This is a genomic window from Tabrizicola sp. (assembly GCF_051645465.1).
In the GTDB taxonomy this organism is placed as follows: Bacteria; Pseudomonadota; Alphaproteobacteria; order Rhodobacterales; family Rhodobacteraceae; genus Tabrizicola.
On the sequence record NZ_JBOFBI010000070.1, the window covers coordinates 1 to 13,277 of the forward strand.

At 64.5% G+C, this 13,277-nt stretch carries 13 protein-coding genes and 1 pseudogene; 6 read left to right on the forward strand and 8 right to left on the reverse strand.

The window, feature by feature from the left end:
- The coding region (locus ACRCSW_RS04065; protein ID WP_438702811.1) for a patatin-like phospholipase family protein at positions 1-1,067 on the forward strand (1,067 nt) is incomplete at its 5' end.
- 26 nt (positions 1,068-1,093) lie between these two features.
- Here the strand turns inward: ACRCSW_RS04065 and ACRCSW_RS04070 are convergent.
- From ACRCSW_RS04070 to ACRCSW_RS04085, 4 genes are all read right to left on the reverse strand, one after another.
- Complete coding sequence (locus tag ACRCSW_RS04070; protein WP_438702812.1) at positions 1,094-1,774, reverse strand: DUF502 domain-containing protein; 681 nt, start codon at positions 1,772-1,774, stop codon at positions 1,094-1,096.
- A 66-nt stretch (positions 1,775-1,840) separates the two neighbouring features.
- Entirely contained in the window at positions 1,841-2,764 is a 924-nt protein-coding gene (locus ACRCSW_RS04075; protein WP_438702814.1) for a pseudouridine-5'-phosphate glycosidase, read from the reverse strand.
- The gene (locus ACRCSW_RS04080) at positions 2,761-3,651 is read right to left on the reverse strand and encodes a PfkB family carbohydrate kinase (protein ID WP_438702815.1); all 891 of its coding nucleotides are present in this window, start codon (positions 3,649-3,651) and stop codon (positions 2,761-2,763) included. Before ACRCSW_RS04080 ends, ACRCSW_RS04075 begins: the two co-directional genes overlap by 4 nt.
- 39 nt (positions 3,652-3,690) lie before the next feature.
- Complete coding sequence (locus ACRCSW_RS04085) at positions 3,691-4,857, reverse strand: mandelate racemase/muconate lactonizing enzyme family protein (protein WP_438702817.1); 1,167 nt, start codon at positions 4,855-4,857, stop codon at positions 3,691-3,693.
- A 280-nt stretch (positions 4,858-5,137) separates the two neighbouring features.
- Between ACRCSW_RS04085 and rpsB the strand changes: the two genes are divergently transcribed.
- The gene (rpsB, locus tag ACRCSW_RS04090; RefSeq protein WP_438702819.1) at positions 5,138-5,908 is read left to right on the forward strand and encodes a 30S ribosomal protein S2; all 771 of its coding nucleotides are present in this window, start codon (positions 5,138-5,140) and stop codon (positions 5,906-5,908) included.
- 76 nt (positions 5,909-5,984) lie between these two features.
- Complete coding sequence (tsf, locus tag ACRCSW_RS04095) at positions 5,985-6,893, forward strand: translation elongation factor Ts (RefSeq protein ID WP_438702821.1); 909 nt, start codon at positions 5,985-5,987, stop codon at positions 6,891-6,893.
- A 328-nt stretch (positions 6,894-7,221) separates the two neighbouring features.
- Here tsf and ACRCSW_RS04100 read toward each other — a convergent pair whose 3' ends face one another.
- From ACRCSW_RS04100 to ndk, 3 genes are all read right to left on the reverse strand, one after another.
- Complete coding sequence (locus ACRCSW_RS04100) at positions 7,222-8,007, reverse strand: autoinducer binding domain-containing protein (protein WP_438702822.1); 786 nt, start codon at positions 8,005-8,007, stop codon at positions 7,222-7,224.
- Positions 8,008-8,328: 321 nt separating this feature from the next.
- Entirely contained in the window at positions 8,329-9,021 is a 693-nt protein-coding gene (rpe, locus tag ACRCSW_RS04105) for a ribulose-phosphate 3-epimerase (RefSeq protein ID WP_438702824.1), read from the reverse strand.
- Between the two features lie 164 nt (positions 9,022-9,185).
- Complete coding sequence (gene ndk, locus ACRCSW_RS04110) at positions 9,186-9,608, reverse strand: nucleoside-diphosphate kinase (RefSeq protein WP_438702826.1); 423 nt, start codon at positions 9,606-9,608, stop codon at positions 9,186-9,188.
- 123 nt (positions 9,609-9,731) lie between these two features.
- On the opposite strand from ndk, the gene ACRCSW_RS04115 reads away from it, so the two are divergent.
- The 3 genes from ACRCSW_RS04115 to ACRCSW_RS04125 all read left to right on the forward strand — a co-directional run bounded on the left by ACRCSW_RS04115 (position 9,732) and on the right by ACRCSW_RS04125 (position 13,000).
- Positions 9,732-11,582, forward strand: coding sequence for an ABC-F family ATP-binding cassette domain-containing protein (locus tag ACRCSW_RS04115; RefSeq protein WP_438702827.1), 1,851 nt, complete (start codon positions 9,732-9,734; stop codon positions 11,580-11,582).
- A gap of 173 nt (positions 11,583-11,755) precedes the next feature.
- Entirely contained in the window at positions 11,756-12,376 is a 621-nt protein-coding gene (locus ACRCSW_RS04120; protein ID WP_438702829.1) for a MarC family protein, read from the forward strand.
- A gap of 51 nt (positions 12,377-12,427) precedes the next feature.
- Positions 12,428-13,000, forward strand: coding sequence for a retropepsin-like aspartic protease family protein (locus ACRCSW_RS04125; RefSeq protein WP_438702831.1), 573 nt, complete (start codon positions 12,428-12,430; stop codon positions 12,998-13,000).
- 142 nt (positions 13,001-13,142) lie between these two features.
- On the opposite strand, the pseudogene ACRCSW_RS04130 reads toward ACRCSW_RS04125, so the two are convergent.
- Positions 13,143-13,277, reverse strand: a pseudogene (locus ACRCSW_RS04130) (DNA polymerase III subunit chi); the annotation flags it as partial.

The following is a 13,277-nucleotide window of genomic DNA, read 5'->3' on the forward strand; positions in this document are numbered from 1 at the left end:
GCGGCCGACCAGATAACCGGCACGACGATATCGGTCGACGGCGGGTGGACGGCGCTATGACCTGGCGTGTCAATCTGGCGCTGCAGGGGGGCGGGGCGCATGGCGCGTTCACCTGGGGGGTGCTGGACCGGCTGCTGCAGGAAGAAGATCTGGAGATTGCCGGGATATCGGGGACGTCGGCCGGTGCCTTGAACGGTGCCGCCCTGAAGGCCGGGCTGATGGCCGGCGGTCGCGAAGCGGCCCGGAAGCGGCTGGACGAGTTCTGGCACCGGATCGGCGCGATCAGCGATTTCCGGATGGTGCCCTGGCTCCAGCCGTTCATGCCGGCGGTGCGGTTCTGGCAGGACACGATGGAGGCTATCCTCCCGGTCTCACCGCAGGGGATGGCCGCGCAGTTCTACTCGCCCTACGCCTGGGGCAAGAGCTGGCAAAATCCGCTGGAACCGGTGATCCGCGATCTCGATTTCGGCCGGGTCTGCGTTGGGGACGAGCCGCGCCTCTTTGTCAGCGCGACGAATGTACGGACCGGCAAGATCAAGGTCTTCCGGGGCGACGACATCACGCCCGAGGCGCTGATGGCATCGGCCTGCCTGCCAACGGTGTTTCAGGCGGTCGAGATCGCGGGGCAGGCCTATTGGGACGGCGGCTATGCGGGCAATCCGGCGCTGTTCCCGCTTTATGTGGCCGACCTTCCCGACGATATCATCGTCGTATCGATCAACCCCTTGCGGCGCGACGAGGTGCCGGACACGCCGGTCGAAATCCAGAACCGCATCAACGAGATCAGCTTCAATTCCAGCCTATTGGGTGAACTTCGCGCCATAAACTTCGTCCGCCGTCTGATCGCCGAAGGCCGGATGGAGCGGGGGCTGATGAAGGAGATACGCATCCACATGATCTCGGACGACCGCTTGATGAACGAGCTTTCGGCCGCGACGAAGCTGTCACCCTCACCTCAGCTTCTGGAGCAGTTGAAGACGGCGGGTCAGGCGGCTGCCGAAAGGTTCCTGGGCCGCGAGAAGACGCCCGCAGGTGTCAGCATTTCCGAGCTGCTCGCCGGAGACTAGGGCTTAGGTGCAAACCAGTCTGACCCCTAAGCCGGTTCCTTCGGCATCGGATAGACAAGCCCGCCCGACACGATCAGCTTCGCCGCGTCGTCGATCTTCATGTCCATGATCACCAGGTCTTTCGTCGGCACAAAAAGAAGCATGCCCGACGTGAAGGGCGTAAGCCCCACGAAGACCGCCGAGTAATCCGGGCCAAGTGCTGCCAGTCGCTGCGCCAGCTCGCCCTTGGGCCGGGTCGAGATGAAGCCAAGCGCCCAGCTGCCCTGTCGGGGAAACTCTACCAGACAGACCTGGTCGAAGCTTTGTTCCTTCTTGTTGAAGAAGGTCTCGGCCACCTGCTTGATCGCGCCGTAGATCGACCGGATGATCGGCATCCGGTCGACGACATCCTCGCCCCAGCGGATCACCGACCGGCCGAAGAGGCCCTTGGCCATCCAGCCGATGATCACGGTGAAGACCAGGAAGACCAGAACGCCGACGCCGCGGACCGGGAAGTTCGCCTGGGGGCCAAAGAGCCATTCCATCCAGGCTTCGGGCTGATAGGAGGCCGGGATGAGGGGCAGGATCCAGCCGTCGATCCAGCCGACAAGCGTCCAGGCGAAATAGGCTGTCAGGCCGACCGGCAGAACGACGACCAGACCCGTCAGGAAGCTGGCCCGCAGTCCGGCGAGAAGACCGCGGCGTCGGGGATGTAGGGGGTCTGTCATTCAGGCTCCGGCGGGCGGGGACGGGTGCAATCTATGGGTCGGCTTCGGCCTTGCAAAGGGGGGCTTTCAGGAATCGCGGCGCGCCTTGCCGATTTCCACCGCAATCCGCGCGGCCAATCGCGCATTGTTGAGGACCAACGCGATGTTTGCGGTCAGAGAGCGGCCCTGGGTCAGCTCGAAGATGCGGCTGAGAAGGAAAGGGGTGACGGCCTTCGCGGCGATGCCTTGCGCTTCGGCGTCGGCCAGGGCGGCCTCGATATGCGGCATGATCTCGGCGCGGGGGATCTCGTCCGCGGGCGGGATCGGGTTGGCGACAAGCTGGCCGCCGGGAATGTTAAGGCGCCCCCGCAGGAGGTGCGCAGCGGCGATCTGGGCGGCGGCGTCCATGCGGAGCGGGGCCTTCAGACCGGATGACCGCGACCAGAATGCGGGGAAGTCATCCTGCCCGAAGGCAATGACCGGTACGCCATGGGTCTCCAGATATTCCAGCGTCTTCGGCAGATCGAGGATCGCCTTGGCCCCGGCGGCGACCACGGTGACGGGGGTCTGGGCGAGTTCGGGCAGGTCGGCCGAGATGTCGAAGCTTGTCTCGGCCGCGCGATGCACGCCGCCGATACCGCCGGTAGCGAAGACCTCGATCCCCGCAAGTTTGGCGCAGATCATCGTCGCGGCAACCGTCGTAGACCCGGTGCCGCCGCTGGCCAGGCAGGCCGCGAGGTCGGCGCGGGAGAGCTTGGCGACGTTTGTGGCCTGGCCGAGCTGGTCAAGCTGAACGGAGGTCAGGCCGATGTGGATGCGGCGATCCATGATCGCGATGGTGGCGGGAATGGCTCCGTGGGCGCGGACTTCGGCTTCCACCAGGCGCGCCGTTTCCACATTCTGGGGGAATGGCATGCCATGGGTGATGATCGTGCTTTCCAGCGCGACAATCGGGGCGCCGTCAGCGCGGGCCTTGGCGACCTCGGGTGAGAATTTGAGGGGCAAGGTCATGAACCGATATCTCCAGACACATAGGTGGCGGCAGCCCGAAGCGCGTGGTCGAGTGCGGCCTGACGGCTGCTGCCCGCCCGTTCGGCCACCAGATGCGCCGCCATGAACGTGTCGCCCGCGCCCGTGACGCGGGTGACAAGGACCGGTGGGGGATGGCCTTCGATCACGCCTTCCCCCCTCCGTCCCTCAGCCGCAGGCTGGCCTCCGTCTGTCACCAGCACATGATGCGCGCCGCGGGCGAGGAGCGCGCTGGCGGCTTCGGGCGCAGTGGTGCTGTCGGTGCGGGAGAGGATGTTGGCCTCTTCAAGGTTCACATAGAGCGTGGCGTTCGGATGCTTCAGAAGCGGCAAGAGCCGCCCGGCTTTTCCGGGTGAGGCCGGGGCCACGCGCAGATCGGCGGCGCGGAAGAGGGGGGAGGCGGCGATTTCGGCCAGAAGGCTCTCGGTCAGGTTGCCGTCAAGGGCGATGGGGCCGGTCCAGGGGGCCGCAGTCGTGCCAAGGCGGCCATCGGCGAGGGGGCGGAGGATCTTGTCGCCCGCAGCCTCCAGCGAATGCGCGTCGGCGATAGCGGCGGTCAGGCCGTTTGCGCCTTCGATGGCCATGTAGCGGTCGGTCGGCAGGTCGTCGGAGCGGTAGACATGGGCGGTCAGAAGGTCCATCCGGTCGCAGGCGGCGACAAGCTCATCCCCCTCGGCATCGCGCCCGATCGCGGTGAGGAGGGCAGGGGTCATGCCGAAGCGGCGGAGCGTCATGGCGATGTTCATGGCGACCCCGCCGGGCAGCCGTGTGATCCGGCCCGGCACGTCCGACCCAAGCCGCATCGCGGTGGGAGAGCGGCCGATGATGTCCCAGAGGACCGAGCCGATGCAGAGGATGTCAGCCGTCATGGCCGCCTGTCTCGCCGATGCCGTCGGCCCGTGCAAGGGTCAGCGTTTGCGAAAGCCGCTGCCGTAGCCCCCGTCGCGACCGCTGGGGAAGGTGCCCTCGGTCAGGAAGCGTTCGTGGCAGCGCTTGAGGGCGACCGGGTCAAGGGTGACGCCAAGGCCGGGGCCGTCGGGGACACGGGTGACGCCGTTTTCCAGCGCGAAGGGTCCGCCTTCGATGACGTCGTCGGCATACCAGTGGAAGAGCGTCTGGCTGGCGCCCCGGACATGCTCCAGCGCGCCGGAGAGGTGGAGATAGGCGGCGCTGGCGATGCCGGTCTCGCCGGAGTGGAAGCGGAAGCCGACGCCAAAGGCCTCGCAGGAGCGGATGAAATCGACAGTGCGGCGGATGCCGCCGTGTTCGTTGATGTTGGTGACTATGGCGTCGGGGCAGCGGAGAGCTACGGCTTTCGGCAGATCGATTGCATGGGCAGAGAACGCGATGGGACAGTGCTGGCGCAGGTCGGCCATTTCCTCATAGGTCTCAACGGGTTCCTCGAACCAGCTGATGTTGTATGGTGCGAAGCGGGCAAGGGCGTCGCGGGCGGTGGGGACGGTCCAGCCACCGTTGGCGTCCAGTTGCAGCGGGCGGTCGCCGATGGCCGCGCGAACCTCGCGGACCATCTGGACCTCTTCGGTCAGCGAAACGGTGCCGACCTTGCCCTCGAAGACCGTCGACCCGTGCCGTTCGATCATCGTGGCGCAGTAGCGGGCGACATCGGCGGGGGAGGCCTCGCCCGGGTCAATGCCGGGAAAGCGGTAGCTGAAGTATTCGGTAAGCGGGATCTCGGTCCGGACGGCGCCGCCGAGGAGGAGATGAAGGGGCACGCCTTCGGTCTTGCCGCGCGCGTCCCACATGGCCATCTCGATCCCGCCGAAAACGCGCCGGGCGGCCGTCACGTTGCCCCAGGGCGTGTAGCGCATCGCCGGGACGATCCGGCCTTCGGCAGCGGCGATGTCGCGCAGGTCGAGGCCGATGAGCTTCTGCCCGGCAGCGATCACATCTGCCGCCCGGTCGCCATCGGCGCATTCGCCAAGGCCAACGACGCCGTCTTCGGTGACAAGCTCGATCACCGTCTTCGTCAGCGACGCGATGGAGCCATAGCTGAACCGGTAAGGCGCACGGAACGGAATGTTGACGGGCGTCGCGGTGATGGATCTGATCTTCATGACTTTCACTTCCGGCGTGCGAACATCGCCGCAAGGTAGTCCGGCGGAACGGCTTCGCGCCACGGGATGCGACATCGGCTGGCCGGATTTGGCTTGAAGACGCTTTTTGCGGGAAAAGCGGGCAATTTTCGCTTGCACCGCCAGTTCGGGCAGGGTAAGGCCCCCGCACTTCACAGGTGGGGCTTGGGCTTTTGCGGGGAGAAATCCCGTAGGGTCCGCCGGTTGGGGCGCAAGCTCTGAAGACGGCTTCACCGAGGATCAAACCGGAAAAGGATAAGGCATGGCTCTTCCCGAGTTCACCATGCGTCAGCTGTTGGAAGCTGGCGTTCACTATGGCCACCAGACGGCGCGCTGGAACCCCCGCATGGGCGAGTTCATCTATGGCGACCGCAACGGCATTCACATCCTCGATCTGACGCAGACTGTGCCCATGCTGGACGCAGCGCTGAAGGTCGTGCGCGATACGGTCGCCAAGGGCGGTCGCATCCTCTTTGTCGGCACCAAGCGTCAGGCCCAGAAGCCGATCGCGGAAGCCGCCGAAAAGTGCGCGCAGTACTACATGAACCACCGCTGGCTGGGCGGCACGCTGACCAACTGGAAGACCGTGTCGCAGTCGATCCAGCGCCTGAAGCAACTGGACGAAGTTCTGGGCGCGGGCGGCGAAGGCCTGACGAAGAAAGAGCGTCTGGGCATGGAGCGTGACCAGGCCAAACTGCAGGCCTCGCTTGGCGGGATCCGCGAAATGGGCGGCACTCCGGACCTGATCTTCATCATCGATGTTGGCAAGGAAGACCTCGCGGTGCTGGAAGCGCAGAAGCTGGGCATCCCGGTCGTGGGCGTGGTTGACACCAACTGCTCGCCCAAGGGCGTCAGCCACATCATTCCGGGCAACGACGACGCAGCGCGCGCCATCGCGCTGTACTGCGACCTCGTGGCCCGTGCGGCGCTTGACGGCATGTCGGCCCAGATGGGCGCCGCTGGCGTCGATCTTGGTGCGCTGGAAGCGGCGCCGGAAGAAGAAGCCGTCGCTGAAGCCGCTGTCGAAGCCTGATTAAGGCTTCCCGCGTCACATTACTGTCACCCGGCGGGTCTACCCGCCGGGACATCTATTCCGAGGAGTGGGAAACATGACGATCACCGCCCAGATGGTGAAGGAACTGCGCGAATCGACCGGCGCAGGGATGATGGATGCCAAGAAGGCCCTGACCGAGGTCAACGGCGACATGGAAGCCGCGGTTGACTGGCTGCGCACCAAGGGCCTGGCCAAGGCCGCCAAGAAGGCTGACCGCGTAGCCGCTGAGGGCCTGATCGGCGTGGCTGTGACCACCGGTCGCGGCGTCGCGGTCGAGATCAACTCGGAAACCGACTTCGTCGCCAAGAACGCCGATTTCCAGGCGCTGGTCCGTGACGTGGCAAACGTGGCACTGACCACGGGTGACTCGGTCGAGGTCGTGAAGGCCGCGAACCTGAACGGCAAGACCGTGGAAACCGTGCTGCAGGAAGCCATTTCCCGCATCGGCGAGAACATGACCTTCCGCCGCCTCCACGTGCTGGAAGGCGACACGGTCGTGTCCTACGTCCACAACGCGGCGACCGCGGGCATGGGCAAGATCGGTGTGCTGGTTGCGCTGAAGGGCAATGCCGCCAAGGCCGAAGAGATCGGCAAGCAGTTCGCGATGCACATCGCCGCGACCTCGCCCCTGTCGCTGTCGGAAGCCACCCTTGACCCGGTGGTGGTCGAGCGTGAGCTTGCCGTCCAGACCGCCAAGGCGCTGGAAGAAAACGCAACCTCGGCCAAGCCGAAGCCCGAGCAGGTGATCCACCAGAACATCATCCCGGGCCGGATGAAGAAGTTCCTGGCGGAGAACACGCTGCTTGGCCAGGCTTTCGTGATCAACCCCGACCTGACCGTGGAAGCCGCGGCCAAGGAAGCGGGCGTCGAGATCACCGGTTATGCCCGCGTGGCCGTTGGCGAAGGCATCGAGAAGAAGCAGGAAGACTTTGCCGCCGAAGTGGCGAAGGCGCTTCAGGGCTGATTGTCGGAAATGAGGGCAGGGGGCCGGTGCGGGCGTCGCGCCGGCCCTTTTCATTTGTGCCGTGGCCAAGCGGACCCCCAAAATGAACGCGGCGCAGTCCCGGGGAAGGACTGCGCCGCTGGTCTCGCCACCTCCCTTGGGGATAAGGGGATGAGCAGGCAAGACATGAAGTCGGCCCTTTTGAAATATTGGGCCTTAGGACCAAAGAACCGGAGCGAGCAAAAAACCACGCCGTTCCGGGTTCCTTTCAGCTGCCAACCGTTCAGGAACGGCTGATTGGTCGCACATGACCTAGGGTCAAGCCAGTGCGGAATTCCTTACCCCGCGGTTACCGCGCGGCCTGGGCGAGCTCGGGCAGGCGCTGAAAGATCATGTTCAGAAGCGCGCCTTTGGCCACGGCCTGGGCTGTGGTTTCCACCGCCAGCGCCTCACGCGCGAGCCGCAGGTGCTTTTCGACCATGGCAGGCGAGACGCCCATCAGAAGCGCCACATCCTGCGTCGTCTTGCCATCCGCCACCCATTCCAGAGCCTCGCGCTGGCGGGGTGACAGCGCCCGGTGACGGGACAACTGCGGCAGATGCACGATCGTCAGGTGCATCATGTTGGCAACGGCCAGGATCTCTTCGCGCTTCTCGGCAAAGATCGCTTCGACATCGGCGTGGCTTAGCGTCGTGTCCGCGATCAGGCCAAGCGCACCCTTCGACCGCGACGACACTTCGGGGAAGCTGACGCAGATGCCTGCGTTCACCCCCATAGCCATGTTCTGCCGCACCGCCTCGGCCTCGTCCGCTGCAAGCCTGCCTGCCTCGAAGGCCTGCTTGACCCAGGCCCAGGTGCAGATGCCCGAGTTGTGCTCGGCCCAGCGGAAGACCGGGGTCTTGGCGTAGAACCCGCCCTGGAAATAGCGCTTCACATAGTCTGCATCGCAGGTCGTCAGGAACAGCGCATCATCGGGATCGCCGATCGTCTTCAGATGCCGGAACCGGGTGAAGCCATAGTTCGCCCGCCTGAAGCCCAGCTTGGCGAAGTAGGCGGTCGTCAGCTCCCACACGTCGTCGATGCTGGAAGACGCAGCGATGCGGTTCAGGAGGGCAAGGATCGTGGTCTCGCTCATGGTTCGTTTCCTTGTCATCTGCCGTGCCCGCCGGTCCTGGTTGACCTTGGGGCACCTTTGACTTGGACGGAGATAAGTCTGCTTTCCTTGGATTGTCGAGACGAATGGTCCGCAACAGTGCTCCATTTGGGCCAGATGACGGAAGATGTCACCAAAACACGCCCAGATTGCGGATTTTGAGGGCTACAACCGGGGCGCCAAACGCGCAATCAGGCGGGGTAGGGTGGCTTGATCGTCGAAAATCAGCCGCCCCAAGCGAGTCGGCAGGGGCCTTTCGATGCCTGCGATCGATAGCGTGCCCTGAAAACCGGGATTGGCTGCTCAGTGGGCCGCTGCCTCGGCTGCCGCGCGGATCGCCTTGATGTTCACGCCGTAGGCCGCGGGGGACGACGCCGTACCGCCTTTGAAGACCGCAGACCCCGCCACCAGCACATCCGCTCCCGCCCTGGCCACCACGGGCGCCGTCGCCAGTGTGATGCCGCCATCCGCCTCGATATGCACCGGCCGGTCGCCGATCATCGCGTGCAGCCGTTCGATCTTCGTGAGCTGGCTTTCGATCAGGCTCTGGCCGCCGAAGCCCGGATTTACCGTCATCACGCAAACCATGTCGACCATGTCCAGAAGCTCGGCCACGGCTTCCACCGGAGTGCCAGGGTTCAGCGCGACACCCGGCTTTTTTCCAAGCGCACGAATGGCTTGCAAGGTGCGGTGAATGTGCGGCCCAGCCTCGACATGCGCTGTGATGATATCCGCACCGGCCGCAGCGAACGCCTCAAGGTACGGGTCCACGGGTGCTATCATCAGATGCACGTCCATCACGCCTTTGATGTGCGGACGAAGCGCTGCACACATCGCCGGGCCGAAAGTCAGGTTCGGCACGAAATGGCCGTCCATCACATCGACATGCACCCAATCCGCACCTTCAGCTTCAATCGCGCGGCATTCCGCGCCAAAGTTCGCGAAGTCGGCAGCAAGGATCGACGGGGCAATCTTGATCGAACGGCTGAAGGGCATGAGGCGAGGCTCCAAAAGCTTTCGCGGCGTCATATCCCGCAGTTCCAGGCCTTTCCAGCCTCAGTTGCATTACATAATACTGATTATGCGATAATCGGACGCGCCCTTGCCAATGAAAAAGGCCCGGACAGGACGACCGGGCCGCTTCCAGAAATTCACCCTTCTCAGCCTACGAGTTCGAGGCCCGAGAAGAAGAACGAGATCTCGCGCGCAGCCGAAGCCTCGCTGTCCGAGCCGTGGACCGAGTTCTCGCCCTTGGACAGCGCGAACTCCTTGCGGATCGTGCCATCGGCCGCAGCTGCCGGATCGGTTGCGCCCATCACTTCGCGGTTCTTGGCAATCGCGCCTTCACCTTCCAGCACTTGCACGACCACCGGCTCAGATGCCATGAACGCGCACAGCTCACCATAGAAGCCACGCTCCTTGTGCTCGGCGTAGAACGCACCGGCCTGGGCCGCGGTCAGATGGATGCGCTTCGAGGCCACGACCCGCAGGCCAGCCTCTTCGAACTTGGCAACGATCTTGCCGGTCAGGTTGCGCTTGGTCGCATCGGGTTTGATGATCGACAGGGTGCGTTCGGTGGCCATAGGGCTCTCCATGAGTTGCGGCGGCACGCGCCGGAATGGGACGCGCGGCTGCTAGCATGCCCGGCCCACATTGAAAAGGCCCCGGCATTGACCTTGGCGCGCTGATCGGGCACTTCGCGCCCTATGCTGAAGATCGAAGACATCACCTATAACGTCGAAGGCCGCCCCCTGTTCGAGGGCGCCTCGGCTACCATTCCGACCGGCCACAAAGTCGGCCTCGTCGGCCGCAACGGCGCGGGCAAGACCACGCTCTTCCGCCTGATCCGGGGCGAGCTTGCGCTTGAAGGCGGCACGATCACCCTGCCCCAGCGTGCCAAGATCGGCGGCGTGGCACAGGAAGTGCCGTCGTCGGAAACCTCGCTTCTCGACACCGTCCTTGCGGCCGATACCGAGCGCGCGAGCCTTCTGCACGAGGCTGACCACGCCACCGACCCGCACCGCATCGCCGAGATCCAGGCCCGCCTCACCGACATCGACGCCTGGTCGGCCGAGGGTCGCGCCGCTAGCATCCTGAACGGCCTTGGTTTCGATGCGGATCAGCAGCTTATGCCCTGCTCGGCCTTCTCGGGCGGCTGGCGGATGCGCGTGGCGCTGGCGGGGGTTCTTTTTGCCCAGCCTGACTATCTGCTTCTGGACGAACCGACCAACTACCTTGACCTTGAAGGCGCGCTCTGGCTGGAAAGCTACCTGCAGAAATACCCCCACACCGTCCTGATCATCAGCCACGACCGCGGCCTTCTGAACCGCGCAGTCCAGGGCATCCTGCATCTTGACCAGAAAAAACTGACGTACTGGACCGGCCCCTACGACCAGTTCGCCCGCCAGATGGCCGAGCGCCGCGCCGTGCTGCAGGCCGAAGCAAAGAAGGTCGAGGCGCGCCGCGCCCATCTGCAAAGCTTCGTCGACCGCTTCAAGGCCAAGGCGTCGAAGGCCGTGCAGGCGCAGTCGCGCGTCAAGATGCTGGAGAAGCTGACGCCGATCACCGCCCCGGAGGATGCAAAGAAGGTGGTCTTCACCTTCCCTGCCCCCGAGGAACTTGCGCCCCCGATCATCAACCTTGACGGCGCTGCGGTCGGCTACGGCGGCCCGCCGGTCCTGCGTCGCCTGAACCTGCGCATCGACCAGGATGACCGCATTGCCCTTCTGGGCAAGAACGGTGAAGGAAAATCCACTCTTTCCAAGCTACTGGCGGGCAAACTTAAAGCTGCCGAAGGCACGCTCTCCCGCTCCTCCAAACTGCGGATCGGTTACTTCGCCCAGCATCAGGTCGACGAGCTCCACATCGACGAGACGCCGCTGCAGCACATCCAGCGCCTCCGCCCGGCCGAGATGCAGGCAAAGCTCCGTGCCCGCCTTGCGGGCTTTGGCCTGATGGCCGATCAGGCCGATACGGTCGTCGGTCGTCTCTCTGGCGGGCAGAAGGCGCGGCTTTCGCTGCTTCTGGCAACGATCGACGCCCCGCACCTTCTGATCCTGGACGAACCCACCAACCACCTCGACATCGAATCCCGCGAGGCTTTGGTCGAAGCGCTGACTGAATACCCCGGCGCCGTGATCCTGGTGAGCCATGACATGCACCTTCTCAGCCTTGTGGCCGACCGGCTGTGGCTGGTCAAAGGCGGCGCGGTCACGCCTTACACCGAAGACCTCGAAGCCTATCGCCGCCAGCTTCTTGCGGGCGATGAGGATACGAAGACCGCCGTTAAACCTGTTGAAAAGCCAAAGAAAGCCAGTCGAGACGAGCTGCTCGCGCTCAAGTCCGATGTCCGCAAATGCGAAGACCGGCTCAAGAAGCTGAACGAGATGCGGGACAAGCTGGCCACCAAGCTTGCCGACTCGGCTCTCTATGAGGACAGCCGCAAGGGCGAGCTTGAGACCTGGAACAGGAAGTACGCGGAAGTGATGGAAGCTCTCGACCGGGCCGAGGCGATGTGGCTTGCGGCGCAGGAAAAGCTCGAAGAAGCAGCGGCTTAGCGCATATCTACGGCCTGTATATACAAACGTATCTATAGTCCTTTGGTCCGCGTCTACCAAGCCGCTGCCCCTACCCCAGATCCCGCAACCTGGCCGAGGTTTCGCAGCCGCGCAGGTTCCACTTTCCAAAGCCCCGTCTGCCGGACTACCCTGCCCGTCAGACCGGAGAGCCAATGCCCGAGACCGCCTTCCTGATCACGGCCTTCGCCACGCTTTTCGTGGTGATCGACCCGCCGGGCCTTGTCCCCCTTTTCATCGCGCTGACCCGCGGGATGGGGCCGGAGAAGCGGCAGGCGATGGCGCAGCGGGCCTGCATCATCGCGGCGGCGCTCCTTCTTCTCTTCGGGCTCGCGGGCGAGGCGATCCTGACCTTCATCGGCATCTCGATGCCCGCCTTCCGCATCGCGGGCGGGATCCTTCTCTTCCTCACCGCGCTGGACATGCTTTTCGAACGGCGCACCCAAAGGCGCGAGGGGCAGCATGCCGAGCCTGACCACGACCCTTCGGTCTTCCCGCTGGCCACGCCGCTGATCGCCGGGCCGGGGGCGATTGCGTCGGTCATCCTTCTTGTCGGGCAATCGGGACCAGGTTGGGGCGGCACCATCGCGGTGCTGGGGCTGATGCTGGGGATGATCGCGGTGACCTATGCGTTCCTCCTTGCCTCGCCGCCCCTGGAACGGATGCTTGGCCGGACCGGAACCATCGTGATCACCCGCCTTCTCGGGATGCTGCTGGCCGCCCTGTCGGTGCAGTTCGTGATCGACGGGGTGCGGGGCACCGGGCTCATCGGCTGATCTTTTCATGACACCCTCCCACCCCCATATGAGCGAAAACCGGAGACGTTGATGGACGGCGATACCCTGGCCCGCGTGGCTTATCTGGCAATCATCCTGGTGGCCCTTGGCGGCTGGGTCCTGGTCGAGTTCCGCCAGCGCATGGGTCAGGCGCTGCGGATGGCGCTGGCCTGGGGGCTGATCTTTCTGGGCATGATGGCGGGCTACGGGCTTTGGACCGATATCCGGCAAGACATCATGCCGGTGCAGATCCAGGCGGGTGGCGCGATCGAGGTGCCGCGGGCCGAGGACGGGCACTACTACCTGACACTTCGGATCAACGAGACGGACGTGCCCTTCATGGTCGACACCGGTGCCTCGGGGCTGGTCCTCAGCCTGGACGACGCCAGCGCCCTCGGGATCGATCCCGAGAGCCTGATGTTCACGGGCGAGGCTTCGACTGCCAACGGGATCGTCCGGACCGCGCAGGTCACCCTGCCGGTGATCGAGCTTGGACCCTTCCGGAACGAGGGGTTCCGGGCCTATGTGACCGAGGGAGAGATGGACGGCTCGCTTCTGGGGATGGACTATTTGGACCAGTTCCACATGGAGTTTGTCGGCAACCGGATGGTCCTTCGGCAGTAGGTGGGCACCGTGCCCAGAGACCGCAACGAATTGATTTCAAATAACTCCTGGTGTCCGCGTTAGTACGCGCTTAACCAACCTGGGACCAAAATCCTTAAGTAAGGATTTTGTCAAATTTCTTACTTAAGAAATTTGGGTCCCGTCAGCGCGCGGCGCTTTCCGCCTTCTTTTCCCAGCGCCCGCCCTCTTCCGACCAGTACTGCGCTGCATGCCCTGCCCCGGTCAGCGCTTTCCATTGCGCGCGGGCAGCGGCGACGCGGGTCTCGTCCGAGCCGTC

Bases quoted from the DNA above. Each gene is read 5' to 3' on its own strand.
- ACRCSW_RS04070 (WP_438702812.1), bottom strand. From the start codon at position 1,774: ATGACAGACCCCCTACATCCCCGACGCCGCGGTCTTCTCGCCGGACTG.
- ACRCSW_RS04075 (WP_438702814.1), bottom strand. From the start codon at position 2,764: ATGACCTTGCCCCTCAAATTCTCACCCGAGGTCGCCAAGGCCCGCGCT.
- ACRCSW_RS04080 (WP_438702815.1), bottom strand. From the start codon at position 3,651: ATGACGGCTGACATCCTCTGCATCGGCTCGGTCCTCTGGGACATCATC.
- ACRCSW_RS04085 (WP_438702817.1), bottom strand. From the start codon at position 4,857: ATGAAGATCAGATCCATCACCGCGACGCCCGTCAACATTCCGTTCCGT.
- rpsB (WP_438702819.1), top strand. From the start codon at position 5,138: ATGGCTCTTCCCGAGTTCACCATGCGTCAGCTGTTGGAAGCTGGCGTT.
- tsf (WP_438702821.1), top strand. From the start codon at position 5,985: ATGACGATCACCGCCCAGATGGTGAAGGAACTGCGCGAATCGACCGGC.
- ACRCSW_RS04100 (WP_438702822.1), bottom strand. From the start codon at position 8,007: ATGAGCGAGACCACGATCCTTGCCCTCCTGAACCGCATCGCTGCGTCT.
- rpe (WP_438702824.1), bottom strand. From the start codon at position 9,021: ATGCCCTTCAGCCGTTCGATCAAGATTGCCCCGTCGATCCTTGCTGCC.
- ndk (WP_438702826.1), bottom strand. From the start codon at position 9,608: ATGGCCACCGAACGCACCCTGTCGATCATCAAACCCGATGCGACCAAG.
- ACRCSW_RS04115 (WP_438702827.1), top strand. From the start codon at position 9,732: ATGCTGAAGATCGAAGACATCACCTATAACGTCGAAGGCCGCCCCCTG.
- ACRCSW_RS04120 (WP_438702829.1), top strand. From the start codon at position 11,756: ATGCCCGAGACCGCCTTCCTGATCACGGCCTTCGCCACGCTTTTCGTG.
- ACRCSW_RS04125 (WP_438702831.1), top strand. From the start codon at position 12,428: ATGGACGGCGATACCCTGGCCCGCGTGGCTTATCTGGCAATCATCCTG.